At 45.2% G+C, this 20,959-nt stretch carries 23 protein-coding genes and 1 pseudogene; 8 read left to right on the top strand and 16 right to left on the bottom strand.

Annotation, left to right across the window (positions count from 1 at the left end; translation table 11 throughout):
* Positions 1 to 51 precede the first annotated feature (51 nt).
* Positions 52 to 429: a hypothetical protein gene (locus tag QT996_RS21705; RefSeq protein WP_333048819.1), complete on the bottom strand. Its 378-nt coding sequence runs from the start codon at positions 427 to 429 to the stop codon at positions 52 to 54.
* A 760-nt stretch (positions 430 to 1,189) separates the two neighbouring features.
* On the opposite strand from QT996_RS21705, the gene QT996_RS21710 reads away from it, so the two are divergent.
* The 6 genes from QT996_RS21710 to QT996_RS21735 all read left to right on the top strand — a co-directional run bounded on the left by QT996_RS21710 (position 1,190) and on the right by QT996_RS21735 (position 6,437).
* Entirely contained in the window at positions 1,190 to 2,371 is a 1,182-nt protein-coding gene (locus QT996_RS21710; protein ID WP_333048821.1) for a ParM/StbA family protein, read from the top strand.
* The gene (locus QT996_RS21715; protein WP_333048823.1) at positions 2,364 to 2,843 is read left to right on the top strand and encodes a hypothetical protein; all 480 of its coding nucleotides are present in this window, start codon (positions 2,364 to 2,366) and stop codon (positions 2,841 to 2,843) included. The genes QT996_RS21710 and QT996_RS21715 overlap by 8 nt, the downstream gene beginning before the upstream one ends.
* Before the next feature lie 162 nt (positions 2,844 to 3,005).
* Positions 3,006 to 3,887, top strand: coding sequence for a mobilization protein (locus QT996_RS21720; RefSeq protein WP_333048826.1), 882 nt, complete (start codon positions 3,006 to 3,008; stop codon positions 3,885 to 3,887).
* The gene (locus QT996_RS21725) at positions 3,884 to 4,567 is read left to right on the top strand and encodes a DUF6753 family protein (RefSeq protein ID WP_333048828.1); all 684 of its coding nucleotides are present in this window, start codon (positions 3,884 to 3,886) and stop codon (positions 4,565 to 4,567) included. Before QT996_RS21720 ends, QT996_RS21725 begins: the two co-directional genes overlap by 4 nt.
* Before the next feature lie 279 nt (positions 4,568 to 4,846).
* Complete coding sequence (locus QT996_RS21730; protein ID WP_333048829.1) at positions 4,847 to 6,031, top strand: H-type lectin domain-containing protein; 1,185 nt, start codon at positions 4,847 to 4,849, stop codon at positions 6,029 to 6,031.
* A 115-nt stretch (positions 6,032 to 6,146) separates the two neighbouring features.
* Positions 6,147 to 6,437, top strand: a complete 291-nt coding sequence (locus tag QT996_RS21735; protein WP_333048831.1) for a hypothetical protein — start codon at positions 6,147 to 6,149, stop codon at positions 6,435 to 6,437.
* Between the two features lie 192 nt (positions 6,438 to 6,629).
* Here the strand turns inward: QT996_RS21735 and QT996_RS21740 are convergent, their stop codons facing one another.
* A complete protein-coding gene (locus QT996_RS21740; RefSeq protein ID WP_333048832.1) occupies positions 6,630 to 7,139 on the bottom strand; it encodes a type II toxin-antitoxin system prevent-host-death family antitoxin in 510 nt (169 codons plus the stop codon).
* Between the two features lie 21 nt (positions 7,140 to 7,160).
* Here QT996_RS21740 and QT996_RS21745 point away from each other — a divergent pair, with 21 nt between their 5' ends.
* On the top strand, positions 7,161 to 8,360 hold the full coding sequence (locus QT996_RS21745) for an IS4 family transposase (RefSeq protein WP_333048833.1): 1,200 nt from the start codon (positions 7,161 to 7,163) through the stop codon (positions 8,358 to 8,360).
* Between the two features lie 27 nt (positions 8,361 to 8,387).
* Here QT996_RS21745 and QT996_RS21750 read toward each other — a convergent pair whose 3' ends face one another.
* From QT996_RS21750 to QT996_RS21800, 11 genes and pseudogenes are all read right to left on the bottom strand, one after another.
* Positions 8,388 to 8,546, bottom strand: coding sequence for a hypothetical protein (locus QT996_RS21750; RefSeq protein ID WP_333048834.1), 159 nt, complete (start codon positions 8,544 to 8,546; stop codon positions 8,388 to 8,390).
* Entirely contained in the window at positions 8,536 to 8,688 is a 153-nt protein-coding gene (locus QT996_RS21755; protein ID WP_333048837.1) for a hypothetical protein, read from the bottom strand. The genes QT996_RS21750 and QT996_RS21755 overlap by 11 nt, the downstream gene beginning before the upstream one ends.
* Positions 8,672 to 8,767, bottom strand: a pseudogene (locus QT996_RS21760) (hypothetical protein); the annotation flags it as partial. The pseudogene QT996_RS21760 and the gene QT996_RS21755, both read right to left, overlap by 17 nt.
* 18 nt (positions 8,768 to 8,785) lie before the next feature.
* Positions 8,786 to 10,345, bottom strand: a complete 1,560-nt coding sequence (locus QT996_RS21765; RefSeq protein ID WP_333048839.1) for an Eco57I restriction-modification methylase domain-containing protein — start codon at positions 10,343 to 10,345, stop codon at positions 8,786 to 8,788.
* On the bottom strand, positions 10,342 to 11,304 hold the full coding sequence (locus QT996_RS21770) for a XamI family restriction endonuclease (protein WP_333048840.1): 963 nt from the start codon (positions 11,302 to 11,304) through the stop codon (positions 10,342 to 10,344). Before QT996_RS21770 ends, QT996_RS21765 begins: the two co-directional genes overlap by 4 nt.
* Positions 11,305 to 11,399: 95 nt before the next feature.
* The gene (locus QT996_RS21775) at positions 11,400 to 12,134 is read right to left on the bottom strand and encodes a response regulator transcription factor (RefSeq protein WP_333048843.1); all 735 of its coding nucleotides are present in this window, start codon (positions 12,132 to 12,134) and stop codon (positions 11,400 to 11,402) included.
* A 94-nt stretch (positions 12,135 to 12,228) separates the two neighbouring features.
* A complete protein-coding gene (locus QT996_RS21780; RefSeq protein ID WP_333048845.1) occupies positions 12,229 to 13,308 on the bottom strand; it encodes a hybrid sensor histidine kinase/response regulator in 1,080 nt (359 codons plus the stop codon).
* On the bottom strand, positions 13,305 to 13,919 hold the full coding sequence (locus tag QT996_RS21785) for a hypothetical protein (protein ID WP_333048846.1): 615 nt from the start codon (positions 13,917 to 13,919) through the stop codon (positions 13,305 to 13,307). The genes QT996_RS21780 and QT996_RS21785 overlap by 4 nt, the downstream gene beginning before the upstream one ends.
* A 714-nt stretch (positions 13,920 to 14,633) precedes the next feature.
* Entirely contained in the window at positions 14,634 to 15,560 is a 927-nt protein-coding gene (locus QT996_RS21790; RefSeq protein WP_333048847.1) for a ParB/RepB/Spo0J family partition protein, read from the bottom strand.
* Positions 15,550 to 16,311 carry a ParA family protein gene (locus QT996_RS21795; RefSeq protein ID WP_333048848.1) on the bottom strand — a complete coding sequence of 254 codons (762 nt, stop codon included), beginning with the start codon at positions 16,309 to 16,311 and terminating at the stop codon, positions 15,550 to 15,552. The genes QT996_RS21790 and QT996_RS21795 overlap by 11 nt, the downstream gene beginning before the upstream one ends.
* A gap of 324 nt (positions 16,312 to 16,635) precedes the next feature.
* Positions 16,636 to 17,265 carry a hypothetical protein gene (locus QT996_RS21800; RefSeq protein ID WP_333048849.1) on the bottom strand — a complete coding sequence of 210 codons (630 nt, stop codon included), beginning with the start codon at positions 17,263 to 17,265 and terminating at the stop codon, positions 16,636 to 16,638.
* A gap of 387 nt (positions 17,266 to 17,652) precedes the next feature.
* On the opposite strand from QT996_RS21800, the gene QT996_RS21805 reads away from it, so the two are divergent.
* Positions 17,653 to 19,341 carry a hypothetical protein gene (locus tag QT996_RS21805; RefSeq protein ID WP_333048850.1) on the top strand — a complete coding sequence of 563 codons (1,689 nt, stop codon included), beginning with the start codon at positions 17,653 to 17,655 and terminating at the stop codon, positions 19,339 to 19,341.
* Here QT996_RS21805 and QT996_RS28715 read toward each other — a convergent pair.
* The 3 genes from QT996_RS28715 to QT996_RS21815 form a co-directional block, all read right to left on the bottom strand.
* The gene (locus tag QT996_RS28715; protein WP_445304585.1) at positions 19,330 to 19,641 is read right to left on the bottom strand and encodes a PIN-like domain-containing protein; all 312 of its coding nucleotides are present in this window, start codon (positions 19,639 to 19,641) and stop codon (positions 19,330 to 19,332) included. The genes QT996_RS21805 and QT996_RS28715 overlap by 12 nt on opposite strands.
* Positions 19,642 to 19,806: 165 nt before the next feature.
* The gene (locus QT996_RS21810; RefSeq protein ID WP_015211632.1) at positions 19,807 to 20,358 is read right to left on the bottom strand and encodes an ImmA/IrrE family metallo-endopeptidase; all 552 of its coding nucleotides are present in this window, start codon (positions 20,356 to 20,358) and stop codon (positions 19,807 to 19,809) included.
* Positions 20,358 to 20,720 (bottom strand): helix-turn-helix domain-containing protein, encoded by a 363-nt coding sequence (locus tag QT996_RS21815; RefSeq protein ID WP_333048851.1) that lies wholly within the window; start codon positions 20,718 to 20,720, stop codon positions 20,358 to 20,360. The genes QT996_RS21810 and QT996_RS21815 overlap by 1 nt, the downstream gene beginning before the upstream one ends.
* Between the last annotated feature and the right edge of the window lie 239 nt (positions 20,721 to 20,959).

Here is a 20,959-nt window from a genome sequence, read left to right on the forward strand (position 1 = left end):
ACTAAACTTAAAAGTTGTGTAGTAAAAAGTGATGATTTGTGGATGTTTTTTTTAAAACTTTTCGCTAGGAGCTTCTAAAGTTTCCTCAATATCGCTTAAATTCATTAGAACTTGGACGTTCATTTGCTGTTGCTGTACTTGCTTGAGCAGTGCCAAAGTTTGCTCAATCAGATCCTCAAAGTTGGCTGGCTGTGTAATTTTTTCCCCCATCCATAATGCTTGTTCTGTAGCAAGGGCAATGGGTTTGAGGCGGAGGTTAAGTTCGGCTAATTTTTGGCACAAAGCTGGTTGATGTTGTTGTTTAAAAGTGTGGTATCGGAACAGACTGCTGACGCTCACCTGGAGATTTTTAGCCATTGTCTCAGCAAGTTGAAGTTCTTCTGGCGTTAGGTGTATGGCTATTCTTTTGATTCGTTTGGATCTCGACATGGCTAGTTTGCTCGCGATTCGATGTTGGGGTAACGAACTTTATCCTTCGACTGCGATCGGGTAGCGTGCGCGGAGGGCAATCGCGCCTCAGCCACCTGCCGATCGCTTGTTGCCAGGAGTGGCTTTAACGCATGGAAACTTGATGTCAGCCTTTCCAATGGAAAATTTTCCATTGCCACAGGGGCTCAGACTCTGGTTTGGTTGGGTTCGACTCGCGTAGGAATTTCTAGTGGAAAATTTTCCATTGTCACGGAGGCCGAGATCCAGATTTGGCTGAACTTAACATGCGTGGGAATTTCCAATACACATCTCCGAAAATCAATGATGCGTGCTCTTCCACTTTTGCTTGTATACGCGATCGCCCTTGTCTCTAGATATTTTTTCGAGATGTCTGTCTAATGGAAAATTTTCCATTGAACAGCGACAGGCTGGCAGCAGCGCTCTCCTCATAGGGGTGCTACCCCTATGAGGAGAGCAGTTTGCACGCACCTCTGACACAGCTTGCTACCAAAAGCTGTGTCAAAGCCTAAGCCGTGAGTCCGATTTTTGCGGGTGCTGGGATTCAGACAACTGGCTGAGGGAGGCGAGGTTTTACGAGGGTTAATAAGTAGTAAGTGCGTTTTAATCCTTGAATAGCTGTTGTTTTACAGCCTTCTTTTGAGGTGCACTTGGCTGAAGCGTAAGGGTTATTTCTGCACGCCCAAGCGTACAGGGCTGTTTTTTTACCACTCTTGAAACTTCAATTAGGAAGAGCTGCAATATGAGCGAAACTACTATCGAAACCATCTGGCCTCAAGCGATCGCGGCCTGCGATTACGGGGGGTCAGCTACCAAAATTCTCTACGCAGGGCCAAAGAATCAAATTCGACTGCTGTGCATGGAACCGGAGGTCGTATCTGTACCACACGAATCAATTTTGGCTTACGGCAGAGACCAGTTGGGGTTAGCTGAGCCTGAGAATACGGCTTGGGTTGCTTTTAGGAACGATTACAGGGCAGTGGGGTATTTGGCGAAAGAGAGGTTTCATGGCAATACTGGCCTTTCGGAACTCAAGTACGAGAGGGCGCTGCACAAAACTTTGGCTGGGATGTGGGCGATTAAGGAAAAGCTGAATTTGCCTGCGAAATTTACAGCGGCGATCGCTGTGTTGTTGCCACCGGGGGAATATGAAGACCGAGGGAGGTTCGAGCGGGTGCTGCGGGAAGCTTTAGCAGATTACCAAACTCCTACAGGTCAGATGAGCGTGGAATTGTTGGCGTTTAACTGCAAGCCCGAGGGGGGTGGCATTTACCTGATGCACAACAAGAAAGTCGGCTCTTTTTTGAAAGAGCGGGTGTGCGCGATCGCCATGATTGGCTACCGCAATGCTAGCCTGCTGGTGGCTCAGCGGGGAGATGTTAGGCCGGGAAAAACAAGCGATTTGGGCTTCATCCGCATGGTGGAGAGGGTGGTAGCTAGGACTTCAGGGCAGACTGCGGAGCGATTGACTCCGGCGATCGCAGCAGCGGGATCTGAGTTCAAGGCAGCTCCTTTAATGCGGTTGGCTCGCAGCACGACTAAGCAAGGGCGGGCTGAAGAAGTGCAGCAGATGATAGCAGCCATCAAAGAGGCACGACCTGAATATGCGCGGAGTCTCACCAGTTGGTTGGATGAGAATTTACCACCGGATTGCGATGAGTTGGTGTTCTGCGGTGGGACGGCTGATTATCTCCGTAAGGAGTTAAACGAACATTACGATCGCTTTCCGATTATTTGGAATGCCGAAATTGCTATGCCACCTATTTTGGAAAAGAAAGGGTTTGAAAATCGGCTCAATGATGTCTATGGGATGTTTTCGTATTTCAAGGCAAATTTGAAAAAGCAGTTCAATTCTCAGGTCACAGAATCCGCTGTTTGTGGGTCAAAAGGTTCCGTTTTACAGGAGATAGTTGGTCGTGGCTAAGGAAAAAGAAAGGGTTGATTTTTTGTGGCGCTATCAGCCTTTAAAATCTACTGATGATGGAGTTTTGATGTCCTATATTAAAGGCAATTTATTGCTGCCTTCGAGAGAAATGATTCTCCAATCTCTGCGACCTTACTGGCTGCCGCTAGCATATCTGGAAAAAGAGAATATCGATCCAGTTATTTTAGGGCGGTTATTTAGAAATGCCGTCTATGCTCTGGAAAAGCACGCTCTCTATTTGCGCGAGCGAGGCGGGATTGAATATCCTCCTACTAATATACGGGGAATGCCTATTTCCCAAATACCATCTTCGCGAGAAGTACCTGCTGGCATTGAGGAGGCAGACTGTTCTCTGCTTTACGGTGTGGAAAGCTTGACGCCTCCTAACCATTCCACTCGTAGCGGATTGACTGCGGATGACTTCTTTGAATTAGAGGGTGGCGAGGATTTCGATGATTCAGGATTCGCATGAATGAGATTCAATTATTGAGCGGAATTTGACCCTAATTACCTCTGCAAATACAGGGATGCTAGTCATTGTATTGTATTTGCGAATTTAGTTAGATATTAGGCACATTTTTTTGCTAGTTGGGCAGTTATTAGCTATCCATACAAAGCAGAAATAAGTGTATTTGTGTTAGTAAATCAACCTGAAATAGGACAGTTCGACATGGCAAGTAGAAGTAGAAACTCGAAATATCAAGTGCAACTAACAGATTCTGTGGTTAAACAGGTAGATGAAGGAGGAGATACAGGTATGGATACAGCAATAGAAAACTCTAATGGTTTCAAAGAGTGCGGGTTAGAGAAGGTTGAAAAACCGGCGACTAAAATTCATCTGATTGATGGAGAGAAAGGCGGGGTTGGCAAGAGCTTATTTGCTAGGGTTTTGATTCAGTATTTCTTGGACAAGAATTTCCCATTTTTTGCCGTAGATACCGATCGCTCTAATCCTGATGTATCTCGAATCTATGAAAGCGTATGCCGTGAAGCTCTGTTTAGCGAGGACGAGAAGAAGTTTTACGAAGCGGATCGGATTTTTGAATTGGCGTTTGAGAAGAGCGTAATTGTCAATTTACCGGCTCAAGTTTATCCTTTGGTAACTAAGTGGATGGGAAGAAACAATTTAATTGAGTTGGGGAAGCAGTCTCGCATTAGTTTTTGCAAGTGGTTTATTTGCACGGGGGGCTACGATAGCGTGCAGCTCTTTTTGAAGTCAGTTAAGCATTTTGACAATAAGATTGCTCACGTCCTCGTCCGCAATTTGGGATTGGAGGATGATTGGAGTTCTGTGGAAGAGATGGAGGAGGTGCAGAATGCGATTAAAAAGTATGAGGTGAAGGTGATTGATTTCCCTAAGTTTTATTCGCGGGAAAGGAATGCGATAGATGCTCGGGGGATAACTTTTGATTTGGCAAGGAATAGCCAGGAACTCGGTGTGTTGGGCCGGCAGCGGATTAAGTCGTTTATGTTGTCAGCTTATGAGGCGTTTGAAACTACGGGGATGTTGCCGTGAGTTATGGTGCTGTTGATACTAAATCTTTGCTGGATATTGCTTTAGAGGGGCAATCTGAGGAGTATCGGCGCAAAGTTTTGGAGTTGGCTTTTAAGGGGAAAATTGAGCCAACTGACCCGATTTTTCTGATTTTGTTGGCGACTGGCCGCTTGGAAGTGTTGATTCAAGAGAGTCCGAAACCGGAAGATTTTGAGTTAGCGTTCGATCGGTGGGTGGGGCGGATTAATAAGACTTTGGCGAGTTACGAGCGAGTGGCGGTTGAGAAGCAAGAGGGGCAAATCGCTGAGGCTGTGAATTCTCTGGTACGTCAGACGGAATTGAGGAGGGTGGCGACTTCTGCGCGTTCTTTGGTGGTGGCGGCGGGTATTCTGTTGACGACGTTGGGTATCGGTGCTTTGATGGGATGGATGGGTTTACTTTGGTTGCAAGGAGGGTTTGCGCCGGGGGAAGCGGTTCATTTGACTCTTGAGCAGGCGGAGGCTTTGCGGTGGGCGACTAGCACTGAGGGGAAGTTGGCTCGGAATTTGATGAGATGGAATTTGGATAGTTTGACTAATTTAGAGTGTAAGAAGGATGTCAAGCGTTTGGGGGTGACTCTGGAGGTTGCGGGGCGTGCAGCTACGTCTGGCTTTTGTACTATTTGGGTGGAACCTGTAAAAAAGCGTAAGTTCAGGGATTAAGTGCTTGCAGTTTTATGGGATGTAATGGTGTGTTAGACCGCAACTGCGACACAATCCTCCCATAAAGGGTGGTTATACGGAAAAATTCGGTATAATACCCAAATAAGGATGTAAAAAAGAGTTTTCCATACATTCAGACAGGAGTTCGTTGCAATGCTTGATATCTTAGGATTGAGAAAAAGATTATACGGAAAGTTTCCGTATAATAAATAGTTAGGCGGCTTTAAGTTATCTGTTGGGGTGCGTTCGAGGAGCCATCTGTTCAAGGAGGAGAGTAACTTGGCAACTTGGATTGATAAACTTGGCGATGAAGCCAAATCTGATTGGAAGCGGGCTAAACGAGAAGTACAGACAGTAAGGCGATACTTTGTCGATAAAATTACTGGTCTAAAACCGAAGCTAGGTGTAAGCGCAGGTGTAGATATAGACGCGGCATTGAGAATCATTCTTGATGATTCTTTTCTTAAGGTCATCGACAGGATAACTTTTGCCCTTGACCAAGCGGTTGATAAGCTAGGGGCTGAGTTTCAGCAGCTAGTTAAACAAGTATTCAGTGAACTATCTGAGTTGGCAGATAGAATAGATCAAACAATTGACAAGGTTTTTAAGAACATCTCAATTGCTTTAGCTGATATCAAGAGAAACCTTGTTGATCCTATTGTCACTGCGATTTCAGATTTAGAGAAGAAGCTGGTTGAAGACATCAACCAAATACTCGACAAGCTTTTTGATTTTTTTCAGGGAACCGTACAAGATTTCAAAGACGGTATAAGTGGAATCACAATACTACTCATTCCTAACCCTTTTGATTCTTGTCGTCAGGAGACCGGAACAACCACGACTCTAGGACCGAACCTTACTCCAGCGGATATATTCAATCTTTTTGAATGTAACCAGTTGAAGCGATTGGAAGACTCAGCCACAACTGTTAAGGAAATAACTGAAGTCTATGCTTCACTTCAACTGCAATCGTTTCGAGTGACATGCTTGGGTAGAGGTTCACCAACTTTTCAAGATATCTACACCAAAAAGTGGATTAAGTATGGTCAACTTTATGATTTATGGAAGGAGTTTGACGAGACAATGACAGCACAGCAAGCGTTTAACGAAGCTATCAAAAGACTTGACCAAGCACGCAACGAGTACTTATCGAATCCTGCTCCTAAAATTGAATCGGGTAGCATTAGCAAGGGATACCACAAAACTGGTCATCCGCTTGAGTTAGGTACTCCTGTTGGAGCTCGTTCTGACACAATTCGTGTTGATTTTCCTGGAGGAAAGTTTACTACTCCCCCCAAAGTCCAAGTAATGTTGAATTCGTTGGATACTTCAAACACCACAAATACGCGTTTGCAAGTCTCTGCAAATAATATAACTGTTAGTGGTTTCGATATTGTCGTTTCTACATGGAGTGACTCAATAGTATTCGGTGTCAGTGTTGCTTGGTTTGCTTATGTAGAATAGTTTCAAAAAGAATTGCATTGTAGCCAGTAGTAGGATGGGCATTCTCTCATCCTACCAACCTGTGAGATATCATAGAGGAGTTTACAGAAGCCGAATAGCGATCGGGAGTCAACCTATGCAAGCAATCCTGTTAAGCAGTGAAGAAGTTGCGAAACGCGCCTACCAAATCTACGAGGGCGGAATTCGTCAAAAGGTTGAGACAGAGGAAAATATTGACAAAATGGTCATCATCAATATTGAGACAGGTGACTATGAAGTTGATGAAACCGGGCTACAAGCAGCCCGAAACCTCCATGCAAAGCATCCGTATGCAAGGCTCTTTGGAATCCGCATCGGCTATAATGTGGCGGCTTTTTTCGGTGGTGTGATGGAGCGGGTAAGCAGTGATTTCCGGTATTGTGACTGACAGACATGCGATTGTTGCTTTGACATTTCTGCTTCCGAAGGGAACGACTTTCCCAATTGAGTTTGTTGTAGACACAGGCTTTACCGACTTCTTTGTTTGCCACCCGAAGCAGTCACTCTATTAAGGTTGCCCTTCTTACGAGATTATTCAGGGAGAGCGATGCTTGCAGAGGTAGCGATCGCACCCTTCTCTTCACCCTAACCCTAATTTCTTTCGCACCTCCTCACTACTCACAACTTTACCTGCTTTTTGCTGTTGTCTAGAGCGATCGATAATCTCCAAAAACCGAGGATTGCTACTTAAAGAAACCCTTTCAATATCAGCTATAGCTACCAAAAGAGCGACAGGTTTACTTTCAAATGCTGCGATCGCAGGTTCTGTTCCCAAACTACGGACATAATCGGCTAATGGTGCTGCACAATCTGACGGTTGTCGCTGCAAAGATTTTTTGATTAATATTAGCGAATCTGGACTTGTTGCTAAGGGTAAATTTTCTAAGTCTGCGATTGGCGTTAGTACAGCTACAGGAGTTCCCTTGATGGTAACAAGCAATGGCTCTTTCCCCAAAACTTGAATATATTTACCCAAAGATTCAGTTGCTTGTGCGAGTTCTACTGATTTCCTTAGCGGGTGACAAGGCACGTCTAGTCTAAACAGGACAAAGGTTTGAGAGAATGGTAAGGTAAAAAAATAAGGAGCCACACGGGCTCCCCAAAAAACAAAATGTTGCCACCATTATACCAAAAAATTCTGCGGACTCATCTCAATGAAAGCCAATACTTAACCTTGCAACTGCTGTTGTTATTGCTTCAGGCTCATCGTCAGGTCAAGCTCTCCGTATTAGCCAGTGTCTTTCCTCAACCGATTCAATATCAAAGCCGCAAACGAAACTTACAACGATTTTTAGTGTTACCTCAGTTGTGCGTCAAACTCTTGTGGTTTCCCCTGATTAAATATTGGATTCGACAAGAACAAACCGGAAAGCGTTTAAACCGAGAACAACGTCGCTGTGTACGAAAACTCAAGCATCAAAAGTATGGCTATTGGATTGTTGCAATCGACCGGACACAGTGGAAAGGACACAATATATTTATGGTTAGTCTGGTCTGGGGAACTCATGCTCTTCCGATATATTGGGAACTTTTAAAGAAGTCAGGTAACAGTGACCTCAAGACTCAAAAACGACTGTTAGGTATAGTCCTTCTTCTGTTTAAGAACTATCCCGTCTTAGTCTTAGGGGATCGAGAGTTTCATAGCCCCAAAATCGCATCATGGCTTGATGCCAGGGGTGTATCTTTTGCACTACGTCAGAAAAAAGACTTCCAATTTCAAGAGAATTTAGGTGAAGACTATCAAGTGCTCAAAAAGCTTAGCTTCAAACCTGGGATGTCCAAATTTTATCAGAATATTTTGGGAAATAAAGGAGACGGTTTAGGGCCATTTAATCTGGCTGTGTATTGGAAACGAAAATATCGTAAGCCCGGACAAAAAGAACCTTGGTATATTCTGACAAATCTCCCCAATTTGAAGCTGACTTTAGATGTTTATTGTTGTCGGTGGGGCATTGAACAGATGTTCAAAGATTACAAAACTGCTGGTTATAATTTAGAAGATACCAAGGTCAATGAAACTCGCTTTTTATCCTTGGTCTTATTGATTGCGCTTGCTTATAGTTTGGCGACGGTTCACGGACAATGGCTCAAGAAGTTAGGTGTAGAAATTTATGCAGGACGGATCAAGGAGCATCAAGACAAAACCCCACGCCAAAGTGAATTTAGTCTGAGCCTCTATGGACAACGGTGGATCTATGGGATGGAATTATGGAACGATTGGGTAACAAGTCTAATTGCGCTCAAACCCCATAAACGTCTCTATTTTCAGCGCGGCTTCTTGGCTCTATCCTTTATGCAGCAAGCATTATAGGTACGTTGTCACCCGCTAAGACTGATTTCATAGTTCAATTTCCTCCTGACCGATCCGAACTCGGTTGCGGTTCTTGACTCCAACTGCTTGAATATAGACTACAGAAACTGGGTTTTCTTCTACATCGTAGTACACCCGTAAATTTCCAATCCGCAATTCCCAGGTTGCTAAACTGTTAGGTTCCATCGGGAGAGCGATTTCTTGTCTCAACTAGGGGTTCATATTTTAGTTGTTCGTCTACAGTATCTAATACAGTTCGTTGCTGCCGAGTTGTTAAAAATTTTAGATGCTCAATAGCAGCGTCAGCATATTCAATTTGATAACTCAATTCTCCTCATCTCAATGTTAATAACACATCCAAACACTCGTCTTTCTCCACGCCACCCAATATGAAACATCAGATAGCGATCGTGCTCAGTTCTTACTTATAGCTCAGGTACGCTTCCTTTGGGTAAAACCTCAAGAATCTTATCACCTAAAGCATTACCCAATTCCCTTGGTTCCAGCTTATGCAATCCACCCCCATACACGCGCCCCTCACCCATCAGCACCTCATCAGAAATGCGATTGAGCGCCTGCCACACCTCTTTAAGCAATTCTGGCTTATCTAAAAGCACTTTGGCAAGAGTAGGTTTAGGATACAACATTAAATATACATTCGTAGCCGTAGCCATTGAGTGATTCAGGATAAATCGAAAAGGTCTACCTCTACCAGTATCCTGACGACCCATATAAGTACAGAGGAACGGCGAAGGAGGACGCTTTTCCTGCGAGTACCAGGGAGAACGATGCTTACACAGGTAGCGATCGCAAATTCCCTGTTTTACTCCCATCTGCAAATATTCCCAAAGCAACGGATACTTAGCTTTCACCTCCAAAGGGGGCAAATCGCATGATAGTAAGAATAACCGACAATCGAGAATCGGATTTCCCAAGTCATCTGCTTCAATCTCATCAACTGATAACAGCCGAGGACTAGGCAAAATTGGCTTGAGAAATTCAAAGGGCAATTGGTAAGCAGAAACTTGCTCTGGTGTCACCACAAAAAAATTGTTAGCTCCCGTCGCCAGCCCCCGTTTAATAGTGAATAAGTCCTTAAGTTTCAACGGCTGTTCTTGAGAATTCACACTACCAGACATCAGTCCAAACTTAGTCCACTTAGCGGCACTGCGTAGGGACTCCACCGACACGATCAGCGACATTTTAGATGCTGTCAAACTCCCTCCATAGGTAAACTCAACAGCATGATTAGCAGGTGGCAAAGCTTTCTTAAACCAAACCACTGCTGACGTACACAGTGCATCTTCAAACTGCGCGTCAGCAGCATCGAAACAGTGAATTCGCAGTAGGGTAACGCGATTTAGCAAGTAATCTTTAATTTGCCGTCCGTAATTCACATCCATAAATCCACTAGGAATCAGCCACCCCGCTAATCCACCAACAGCCATACTTGCATCCGCAATGCACAAAAAATGGCAGTAAAGACTAGCCAACTGACTGAGTTTGACTCCCGCTGTTTGCTGTGCTAGCTGTTGCAGCCGCAGCTTTTCAACTCGGTTCAAATGATGATGCCGGACATAGGGGGGATTGCAAATTACTAAGTTAGCTTTTGCCTCGTCAGAGTCAGGGGGTGTCGCTTGGGTAAAGTCAGCGATATTTAGATGTAGCGAAGTGTCACTCCAAAGCTTAATTGCTTCATTTCCGTAATGGGGGTCAATTTCATAGCCAACTGCTTTAACAATTTGCGATCGCCCAAATTGCTGCAATAATGCCGAGTAAAAAGAACCTGTACCAAAAGCTGGGTCTAGAAAACGAATCTTAATGTCTGACGGCAACAGCATTGAAGCATATTTGAGGATATCTGCTGCCAGTGTTGGAGGCGTAGCAAACTGACCTAGCTTATTTCGCTGAGCCTGAGTTCTAGCTCCATCCAGTTGCGATTGCCACAACATTCGTGTCAATTCAATTGTTGCAGTTACATTCATATTTCAAATAACGCTAAATCATCAATCCGATGTTCCCAAAGCCAGTCAATTCCTTCGGCCGCTTCGTAACCCAAATAGCCACTGTCAAAGTAACCGCAAATAAACAAAATAAAACGCACGTTATTGCCGTAGTTACTCCTCAATTGAGTCATTTTAATAGCTTCTTCTTTGCGTCGCTTATTGGGATTGGTATAGTCGCCGGCAGATTTCGCTTCAATCAGTAACGGGAATTGACCGGGGTTAGAATTAATTGGCGCGATCGCAACGTCAATAGGGATATTAATTTGTTTGCTACCGGACTGTAAAAGTACCGGGATATTGAGCCGAAACGAGAAAGTCCCCGGTTGCATTATCTCAAAACTTAATCCGGCTCCTCCTCTAATGTAGGAATAACCGCGCTGTTCCAGCCATTGCTTAATCATAGCAAGCTGCCTTCGTTCTTGAGCGTTACGAACGATCGGGTCAGAAATAGCACCACAAAGGCGATCGGCAACAATTGTCGCTGCTCTTTGAACTTCACTATCAGTCGGCTGCTGTCCGCTTTCTAGCCAAGGAAAAATATCTTTGTCGAGCAGCCGTGCAATAATTTGACTGATTTTTGTCAGTTCAGCATCCAGAGTTGCAATGTCTGCCCGGGGCGGAATTTGCTGTCTCTCTTCCATGTTTTTGACCAGATTGGGCGACACTCCAGCTAAACCGATCAGGCGATCGCGCGCAATTGGCGGCGCTGCCGCCATGCGTAAAATGGGCAAAACCTCTGGATGCTGTCGCAGCAGGGCGGACGTGATGTTGCTCAGATTGGCTGTCTCTGCTAGGGCGGATTTAACTTGTTGAGTTGTAACAATGCGAGTGTCGCGGTAGGCTTTTGGAGCGAACAGCATGAACCAATTGTTATAGAAGTCTACCGACAGGGCAATATCGGGTTTCCACAAGTGTGGTTTGTCGGCATTAACTGGCACTGCACCTCCTCTAATCGCGACCCTCGCCTAAATAGCTTAGATTGCTGGAACGTCTCTGTTGTATTATCCACCAAGCGGTTGCTCTTGAAGCGGATTTAGTCAACTAAACCCGCGCGAAGGGCTCTGACAGCCGCTTGAGTGCGATCGTCGCAAGACAGCTTATTGAGGATATTACGCACATGAGTTTTCACAGTACCGAGAGAAATGTATAGCTGCTTGCAAATTTCCTCATTGCTGCACCCTTCAACAATCAACTCTATAACCTCTTTTTCTCGTTCTGTTAAAGGGTTCGCCATTAACAAATGACTGTATTCTGGCTCGACTCCATTGATTGACACAGTGGAAATAGTTGCTGAGTTAACAGCTTCCTTGAAAGGGTTATTCATGCGAGCCAAAACGATTCTGGCAATTGAAGAATCGATCCAGTTTTCACCAGCATTTGTCTCAACAACAGCTTCCACTAACTTTTCAAAACTCACATCTTTCATGCAGTAAGAGTCGGCTCCCGCTGCAAAAGCTGCCAGCACGGATTCCTCATTATCCTGCATCGTTAAAATCAATACTTTCGGTTGGTTCTCCACGCTTGGAGTTTGGGCAGTTTGTATGTATTCTTTGAACCTTTTTGTCAGTTCAATCCCATCTACTAACCCCGGTAATCCGATATCAACGATCGCTACATCAGGCCGGGTTTTCTCCAGTAAAGTTATCCCTTGCAGGCCGTTAGCTGCCTCTCCGATAAATTCGAGTTCTTCGCAGTCTTCTAAAGCTGCTTTGATTCCGGCCCTTGTCAGGTGGTGGTCTTCAATTAAGGCAACGCTAATTTTATTCATGGTTGGTTTGTTTAAAAAAAGGACAATTGTACTTCAGCGGCACGAGTGTGCCCGAGGTAGAACGTATGCGCTCTTTTGTATCCAAACAAGATTTTTAGAGCGAGATAGGGAGCCGTACAGTAAATGTGCTGCCTTGACCCACCGTTGATGCTACGTCAATACTGCCAGAGTGGGCTTCTACAATCCGGCGAGACAAGTGCAGCCCCAAGCCGCAACCTGCTCTGGCATGATTTCCGGTGCGAAATCGTTCAAACAGCGAGGCTTGTTCTGAGGCTCTGATGCCGGGGCCGGTGTCTTCTACGCTAATGCTTACCGACTTGACATCTGAACGGACAACGATTTTCACACAACCGAAATCGGTAAATTTTATGGCATTTCCGACTAAGTTGGTGATGACTCGGCGGAGTTCCAGGCGATCGCCCTCAATCCGCAGCGGTTGCGAGTCTGACTCGTCGCAGGTTAGGACAAGTCCTTTATCAATAGCCACAGCCTCCAGTTCTTTGACGACTTCTTTGACCAGTTTTTTGAGGTCGAAGGGGGCGATCGCGAGAGTCTTGCAACCAGATTCAAATCGGTGAACCTCCAGTAAAGTATTGACCAACGAAAGCAAATTTTGGTTGCTGCTGCCGATGGTGGCGATCGCCTCTACCGCTTGAACGGGCAGTTCACCGAATTTCCCTCGTTTGAGCAGGGTCAGCATTCTATCAGCGGCAACTAGGGGAATCCGCAAGTCGTGGGTAAGACGAGCCACAAAATCCTCTCGTGCCTTTGTCATTTCCAGCATCGCATCTATGCTGTGTTTGAGCCGGAGGAGGCTGCGGACGCGAGCCAGCAAATCATTTACCTGGATGGGCTTGCAAACAAAATCGTCAGCGCCCAAGTCGAGTCCATCTGCTATGGTCATTGAGTTGTCAGTCGCAATTAACAGGATGGGGATAAAGGGAAGTTGAGGATTTGAGCGAATTCTGTAAGTCACTTCGTAACCGTCTACTTCTGGCATCATTACATCCAACAGGAGTAAATCTGGTGGCGACTCCTCAACCTTAGCTAAAGCATCAAGGCCGCTGGAGCTCGTGCTGACGCAGTAGCCTTCTTCTGAGAGAATAGCCTGCATAATAAATAAGTTGTCAGTTGTATCGTCAACCGCCAAGATTTTACTGGGTTTATCTCTCATTGCCCTGAATTTTTCTCCCGCCTCCATCCAAAGCTTACGAACGAGTCCATATCTTCTGACTCAGCCTTTTGGCGGATAAAACTTAAAAACTGTTGATAATCTTGAAGCTGCTTGGATTCTTCCAACTTTCGCTGCTTTCTGATTCGCAGCAAGTAGTCTTTGAGGCGAACGTACCGCCAACCAACTTGAAACCCCAGCTCGTATATTTGAGTGGCTTTCGGATTCGCGATCGCTTTGAGTAAGGTTTGTGCGACCATGGGCGAGTGGAAGTCAGAAATTGTTCTCCTGCTATGTTTTCCATCCTTGCAACCTCTCCAAAACGCTTGGCTGTTAGTTGAAGTGTGGATAGAAATCTTGTACTCTTGCAGCGTCGATTCAAGCCAATCTAAGTCTTGTTTTCTGTCGTTTGAGAGCGAATCGTTGGGCTGGTACTTGTTCCAAGCGCGGGCAAAAGCATTTAGCGAGTTTTGAAAATCTGCCAAAAAACAGTCTAACAGGGTTTGATACTTTGACGGTGGTGAAAGTCGGCTGCGGTTTGAAAGAGTGTGAGTTTGCGGCATAACTGTCAACATAAGCAAAACCGGGTTTGAGTTGGCTTTTTTCGGTTTCATCTCTATGTCTCCAACCTATCAACTGCTAAGCTTGAGCGAGTTCTACCTAAAAGCTGATTTCTTATTCACTGTCGCAAAGCTAATTTGTCATTCACTGCCCCTCTTGGTTAGAATTGTTAGCGTGCGCGACTTTTCTTTTTACAGAAATAGTTGTTCTATCCCGTGCGCGATCGCCTGTATCAGATCGATCGCAAAAAAATAATGTCCTCTTGATTAACAGAGCATCGGTCACAAAAACTTAAACTTTGCCTCTGAACAGCCAGCACAGAAATAATATCAAGCCCTGCACGCAGCGCGATTGCGCGTTAAGCTAGAAACAAACCCAAATAACAATCGCAGGACTGGACGCAACTGGCATACTAAAATCAAGTTGTAGGGTGCGTCAGGTAAATCGATCGAACGATTATTGAGGGTTTAGATATCTGACGCACCTTATTAATTGTGACAATTGCGTCTAGTCCTGAATAGGTTTTTAGGAGTCCGGTTGTACAATGACTTGCACCAAGAATGCTTCTTAGTCTTACAAAACAAACGCAGAAGACATCCGAAGACAGAAGTATGAAGGCAGAAGCTAGAAGCCGGATATTTAACTGATCATAAGTGTCTTCTCACTTCTGCCTTTGAATGGGTACAACCATCACCTTCAATGGCTAAAATTATTGTCTAGACTCCGGTTGTAGCGATTAGGTGGATGCCCTATCGCCCTTACTTTTTCTAATCAGCTAAGAGAGATTCTAGCTCTGTTAGGAGTTTTTGGAGGCGCTTCTGCTTCTTTGGATCGCTCCAAGCTTTGGACTTGTTCGCTTTTGTTAAAGCTCCCTTTATTTGGGTTTTCAGATTTTCTTCCGGTTCTTCTCCCGAAGTACCTGCCTTTAAATCCGCGATGCGTTGTTTAATCTGAGTTAAAGATAGACCTTCAGCGATCGCCGCGAATAGAAGCGACTTTCTTGCCTGCTCGTCTTTAACTTTGGCGATCGCTCGCGCCTTGGTGTATTCGATCTGACCCTGGCGCAGGGATTCTTGAATGTCTTTCGGCAGCTTCAGCAGTCCCAGTCTGTTGCTGACGAAAGACTCCCATGACATCCGCCCCAATTCGCTAAAAACCTTGACGACTATTTGCATTTCATGATGAATGATAACGTTATCATTCATCCTCTGTACGTCATTTTGCATCCGGTAGAGCAGCCGCACCACCTCTTCTAGATCGTATTCGAGGTGATGGGAGAGCAGTTGCAATATCCCCTCCGTTTCTTCGACTGGGTTGAGGTCTTCCCGCTGCAGGTTCTCAACTAATGCGACGCGCAGAGCTTGCTGTTGGGTCAAGTCCCGAATGATCGCAGGGACTTCTGTTAATCCTAATTCTCTAGCAGCTCTATACCGCCTTTCGCCTGCTACTAGCTCGTATTTATCCTCTCCCAAAGGACGGACTAATAAAGGTTGGAGAATTCCATCAGTTTTTACTGACAGAACCAAAGCCTGCATAGCTTGGGTGTCGAAGTATCGGCGAGGTTGAGAAGATGGAAGCTTTATCGACTCAATCGAAAGCAGTTTTTCTGCCGTTGGTTCTGCTACTTCATCATCTCCAAACAAAACGCTCAAATTAGCCTTACCTTTATAGGGCTGGTCATTCTTACTTGACATTGAGTTTCTCCATCTTGGCTGCTAGCTGGTCTAATATTTTGACGACGGGATTCTTAGGTTCGTAAACAGCAAGCGGGACTTGTTTCTCGGAAGCATCCGCGAAAGCAGTTATTCGCGGGATGGGAGTGTAAACGGGGCCGAAGGTCGTAAACTGCTCGCTCATAGCCTTGAGAGTCCGCTTGTCCTGAGAGTTGGCAGCAGCATAGCGGGAGGGAACAAAACCAGCTATCTGCAAAGAGCGGTTTCCTTTCTTTCTGATTCTCGCTACTGTTTGCAACAGGAGGTTGGTGCCCTCAAAGGCTTTGTAGTGAGTCTCAACGGGGACTAAGACGTGAGTAGCGGCTACCAAGCTGATGTAGCTGAGCAACCCTAAACTGGGAGGGCAATCTATGAGGATGAAATCATAGTTGTCTTGAATTGGGGCGATCGCATCCTTGAGGCGAACTTCCCGAAAATCCATGTTAACCAGTTGAATTTCAGCCGCGCTGAGGTTGATGTTGGTAGGAGCCAAATCCATACCGTGAATGCCCGTGTGGATGGACATAGGCTCCTCATTGACAATGGCATCAAACACAGTTTTATCCAAATTCTGAGAGTCAACCCCCATGAAGAGCGTCAGGGAACCTTGAGGATCGATATCGATAAGAAGAACCTTGCGGCCTCGCTTGGAGAGGTGGTAGCCGAGATTGAGCGCGATCGTGGTTTTCCCCACACCACCGGCTTGGTTGAACAGCGAGATTATCTTTGTCATGACTTGCCCTCCGGTAACGTGCCACCATAGTTCCAATCTTGCGTGCAAAAGGAGGCGGCGGTTAAAACTGTAAGCATATTTGCACTCTTGTTGAAGTGTGGGAATGTCTGCGCTTTAGGCATGAACCGTCACTATCCCCAGACCGTTTTGTAGAAAAACTATAGTTATACTCTCATATAAAAGTGATATCTCAGAAGGCGCATTAGCAATTTTTTTATTTTTTCCCACTCGGAAAGGCAATTGGCAACAGTGACCATGCCGTTGCTGTAAAAGACAACGGCAATGTGGTCGGGTATAAATGCTTGCAGGTGACGCTAAATACTTCTAAGCTCGCTCTTTCATTGACTTGTAGGGATAAGGATAGTTGATTGTTAGTTTGAGCGAGCCAGGAAGTACCTCTGGTTGGTTAACAATGCAGTAAATGAGATATCCAGCCCGTTCTACTTCTGTCCAAGCCAAAGGCGAGAACTGGGCTGACTCACAAATGGCGCGTTTAACCAGTCCCGGTCTGCTGCGGTTCTCAAACAGAGCTTGCACGAACTGGGTGGGATTGGCTATGGCAGGGGAGAGAAGCTTGCAAAATTTTCTAGGATGAACTGTCCGAAGGTAATTGATAGCAGCTTGTCCATTAAATGCTTCAACTAGAGATGGGGAAATTTGCAAGTGCTGGAGCAGCAAGTCCATATCTTCATTAGTATTGGTTACTGCCCATAAATTATCCTCGAGCCACCCCCAAACTATCTGCTCAGCCTCTTTGTGAGTTGCTACCAAAAAGCGATTTCCTTTGTAGGTAAACCCTGATACGTGGGGCAGTTGGGGGAGAGACCAGTCGGCAAAAGTGCGATCGCTGTCCAGTAGCAATAGGACGGATGCTAGTATGTGCCTCCTGCTGTGCCGCAGCGGATCGGCGACGGGTGCAGGCTTTCGAGAGCTGTGTTGATGGTCAAACTGCATGGGAACGCGGTTCTCCTATTAACAGTAAAAGTTACTGATTTAAGCTAAAAGCTAAAGGCTGTAAACTCAATCCGCCGTCCCTCCTAATTTTCCAGCTCAAAAGTCATCAGCAAAATTACTCTTGCGGACTATTCAAACGCGATTCAGATGCAGAAATTATCATCCGAGCGGCTGTTGTTTGTTCTAATTTCAGCTAGCTATAGCAATAGGAATTTGTTTGACGGCTCTTTTTAGCGATCGCTACTTTTTGATACAACAAGTACCGCTTTAATGTTCTGTGCCTTGAGAACTAAAGTTAGTTACAACTGAAGGCTTACTGAGAACGACAACAGCGCATGATAGGTTGATTGCTAAAAGATCGACGCGCTTTTAGATGGTGGCACGCTTATGTTTTTAGGCACGATGCAGAGATTTTCTCCTGAGTATATCTTGAGGCTAAAACAAATAGGGTTAGCTTTTTTTGAGAAGATAGCAACTGACCGATCGATAGCTGGAGAAACCCAAGATTTTTATCAGGGATTGCTTGCAGGATTGGATCGGGCAGTCAAGTTAATAGATGAAGAAGGCGGGGTACAAACACTTAGCCTTTTAGAAGCTAAAATAGCAACTTTTATCAATGATGGAGGAGATGATTTGCCCCAACAACATCTAAGTTCAAATTTAGAAGAAGGCGACTCTAAGCTATCCATTTGTAGGTTGCCTGCTAGCTCCATTTCTCAACTAAGACAAATTGGAAAAGAAACCGATTGCGAACCGATTATAAAAGATTGCATCTGCATCGGCGAGACTCAAGATTTCTATCACGGCTGCCTTGCTGCTATTGATTTTGCCCTGTCCTTGGCAGGTGAGAAATATGCCTATGCTCAAATCAGTCTGGTAAAAACTAACGCAGCCAATTTCATCGAATTAAACAAAGATTGGGAGCGCCGAGTTCTCGAGCTTAAAGGATTATCTTCTTCAAAGAGGCAAGATGGGCAACCAAAACAAAATTTGCTGGTTTGGCTTTCGCAAGCAGATGGTGACAATCAAGTTGGGACGCTGGGTAGTGAAGCAGAGGGCGATGAAGCTGATTCGCTCTCGACAGAAGCGGGGACTTTAGCGGAAATACAGGAGCAAGATTTAAAGAGCGATCGCTCTAATTCCAGCGAACTAACCATACCTCTTGCTTCTAGCAATTCGGCTATTTTGAAAGACCAGAATGAAAGTGAAGAACAAGTGATTTTTGAACTAAACCCGCTTGAAATATTAGCAGGACGAGGCAAAAATGAAACGGGCGATCGCTCGTTGGGGATCTCGGAGGATGGTAGCGCAAGTTTTAAAGAGGAAGTACAAGAACAGTTTAAAGAAGAGATAGTAAAGCTGCCAGAAGAGAAGCGCTTAGAACTAGAGAATTTGCTAGCTAGCACTTTATTAAATAGTTCTCAACACTTTAAGCTAGGGAAACGCAAAGTTATAGAAGATTGGACAGCATTTTTAGAGGAGGGTGAAGCGATCCGAGTGATTTCAGATCGAGACAGCCACATCGTGCTGCGGATTACTTTAGAGGGTGAAGTGCAAAGCGCTCTATCTTATGGCGATGCAGAGGTTTTGGGTGCAACTGTTAAAGAAAACTTAGAGGATTTGGCTATATTCTCTAATTGGTTAGAGCCGATAATTCCGAACCCGCCAGCAGGCGATTTGAATGCTGATTCAGTACCGCCAGCAGCCACAATTGACATTCAGCAAGTAAAAATGGCTGAGTCTATTTTGCCAACGGCTCAAAGAGCTTTTGAGTATTTACTTGATCGTGCTCCCGATCGCGTGGAAGAAACTGATGAGTACACCCGCATTCGGGTAGGAGATTTGTACGATCTGATCGTGGGAGAGTCTGAAGGGGTTTCGGTGTCTTCTCTGACTGTTTCTGTCCGAGGGGAGTTAATCAAAGTTCGCGGAGAAAAATTGGTTTTAGCTCAGGGGATTTCCCCTGAAGATATTGACTTTTGGGCAGTTGTGGCAGAGCAGCTAGATCGGATAGAGGCGAGGAATAGGGATTGGGAGCGATCGGAACCAGATAGTCAAAGTGGTTTAGGGGGCTGAATCTCTGGAAATACCCCTTATTTGAATTAGCTCCTCTCTGCAAGATGCTAATTTATCCCAAAAAGTATCAAAGACTTTTTTTACATTTTCTCTCATTTCTTGGACAACTTCGGGAGGAAAACATTGGGAGTTGAAATTTTGGGAAAGAGTTTCTGTGGTTTGGTCTAATAACTTCTTAGCCGTAGTAAAATTGGACTCTGCTTGTTTTATCCTGTTAATTCTATTTTCATGATATTCAAGTGCAATTTGATGAGGAATCCACAAACGATCTTTTATAGCGTCTAAAACTTTAAAATTTATAGCGTCTAAAACTTTAAAAAAATCTTCGTGTGTTTCATTACGATGTTAATAAAAATCTAAAATAACATTAGTATCAAAAATAAAGATGCACTTTTGCCAAAGCTCCAAAAAATCTTCGTCAGATGGGGAATAATAGCCGGGGAATAAGTCTTTCATTTTTGTCAATTACTTGGTAAATATCTTGCGCGCTCCACTCATATTGAGGCGCATGGTGATGACTTGCTCGCTAACCAGATAAACCCTACTTGCTTCCACCACGCTCATCTTAGTTTTAGCGATGTGAAAGGCTGCTTCTTTTGAAATAAGCAGCGCTGGCCCTAACCAATTCGCTTCATCCTCCTGTTCCACGTCGAAGTGGCGGCAGCCGTGCTTATCGAGTACAGGACGCGCGATATGACCGAGAATGCTGTGACCGAGTTCGTGAGCGATATTTGAAGCCTGTCGGAGGAGATCGTGCGAATCGTTGTGGATGATACGCCGTCGGTCGCCGTCAATGATGGTGACAGCCGAAAAGCTTTCCCGAGCCTGTTCCATAAAATGGGCAACCGCTTCTTGTATTTCGGTGTAAGCCGATAGGGGATCTACGGGGATTTCTAAGTGTTGGGCCAATCTCCAAGGACAAAGGGGGTCATGAGGTCTGAGACTCAGTTCCTTTCTATATTTCCGAGCATAAGCATCCGCTTCAGATTTGAACCCGCGGCGTAACTGCTGTTTCATCAATCTATTCGATCCTTGCGTAGACGCTCGTAACCTGCTTTGAGAATAGCTTCGAGAGCTGCTGCTCCTTCTGGCGTGAGATTGCGATCGGCCCGCAAGTACGCAGTAATTTGAGTAAGCGGGTCTGATTCAGTCCGAACATCCCGAGCTCCTTTGACAAAGGACTCAGCCTGCAATCCCGACCATTTTAGCAGTGCTGCCAGACTATCCACATCAGGTCTCCTTCCTTGAGCCATACGGGTCAAAGTGGACGCGCTTACCTCAGACTGTGCCGCTACCTGCTTCCACGTTAGGCGCTGCGACTGTCGCTGACTGTCTAACGCTGCGTAAAAGGACTCTACATCGAACTCTACCTTAGCCATCCTCCCTCTCCCATTGCTACCTTGCAATTTTAAGTCACTTATGTAATATTACTAATTGCGAGCTAGCAATTGCTAGTCATTCTCGCAATTAGTAAAGGAGTGTTACTGTGATTGCGTCAAAAAATTATCGGATTCAGATTGATGAAACTTCTTATGAAGTGGAGTTAGGGTCGAGAGAAGATGTTACCATCTTCTCCCTCCCATTCGGAACCGTGCTTGCCAATTTCCCGGCACACGGC

Source organism: Microcoleus sp. S13C4 (assembly GCF_036700865.1).
Classification (GTDB): Bacteria; Cyanobacteriota; Cyanobacteriia; order Cyanobacteriales; family Microcoleaceae; genus Microcoleus.

Excerpts from the sequence above, each read along its gene's own strand:
- QT996_RS21705 (WP_333048819.1), bottom strand. The coding sequence starts at position 429 with ATGTCGAGATCCAAACGAATCAAAAGAATAGCCATACACCTAACGCCA.
- QT996_RS21710 (WP_333048821.1), top strand. The coding sequence starts at position 1,190 with ATGAGCGAAACTACTATCGAAACCATCTGGCCTCAAGCGATCGCGGCC.
- QT996_RS21735 (WP_333048831.1), top strand. The coding sequence starts at position 6,147 with ATGCAAGCAATCCTGTTAAGCAGTGAAGAAGTTGCGAAACGCGCCTAC.
- QT996_RS21745 (WP_333048833.1), top strand. The coding sequence starts at position 7,161 with ATGTTGCCACCATTATACCAAAAAATTCTGCGGACTCATCTCAATGAA.
- QT996_RS21750 (WP_333048834.1), bottom strand. The coding sequence starts at position 8,546 with ATGGAACCTAACAGTTTAGCAACCTGGGAATTGCGGATTGGAAATTTA.
- QT996_RS21765 (WP_333048839.1), bottom strand. The coding sequence starts at position 10,345 with ATGAATGTAACTGCAACAATTGAATTGACACGAATGTTGTGGCAATCG.
- QT996_RS21775 (WP_333048843.1), bottom strand. The coding sequence starts at position 12,134 with ATGAATAAAATTAGCGTTGCCTTAATTGAAGACCACCACCTGACAAGG.
- QT996_RS21780 (WP_333048845.1), bottom strand. The coding sequence starts at position 13,308 with ATGAGAGATAAACCCAGTAAAATCTTGGCGGTTGACGATACAACTGAC.
- QT996_RS21785 (WP_333048846.1), bottom strand. The coding sequence starts at position 13,919 with ATGAAACCGAAAAAAGCCAACTCAAACCCGGTTTTGCTTATGTTGACA.
- QT996_RS21790 (WP_333048847.1), bottom strand. The coding sequence starts at position 15,560 with ATGTCAAGTAAGAATGACCAGCCCTATAAAGGTAAGGCTAATTTGAGC.
- QT996_RS21795 (WP_333048848.1), bottom strand. The coding sequence starts at position 16,311 with ATGACAAAGATAATCTCGCTGTTCAACCAAGCCGGTGGTGTGGGGAAA.
- QT996_RS21800 (WP_333048849.1), bottom strand. The coding sequence starts at position 17,265 with ATGCAGTTTGACCATCAACACAGCTCTCGAAAGCCTGCACCCGTCGCC.
- QT996_RS21805 (WP_333048850.1), top strand. The coding sequence starts at position 17,653 with ATGTTTTTAGGCACGATGCAGAGATTTTCTCCTGAGTATATCTTGAGG.
- QT996_RS21810 (WP_015211632.1), bottom strand. The coding sequence starts at position 20,358 with ATGAAACAGCAGTTACGCCGCGGGTTCAAATCTGAAGCGGATGCTTAT.
- QT996_RS21815 (WP_333048851.1), bottom strand. The coding sequence starts at position 20,720 with ATGGCTAAGGTAGAGTTCGATGTAGAGTCCTTTTACGCAGCGTTAGAC.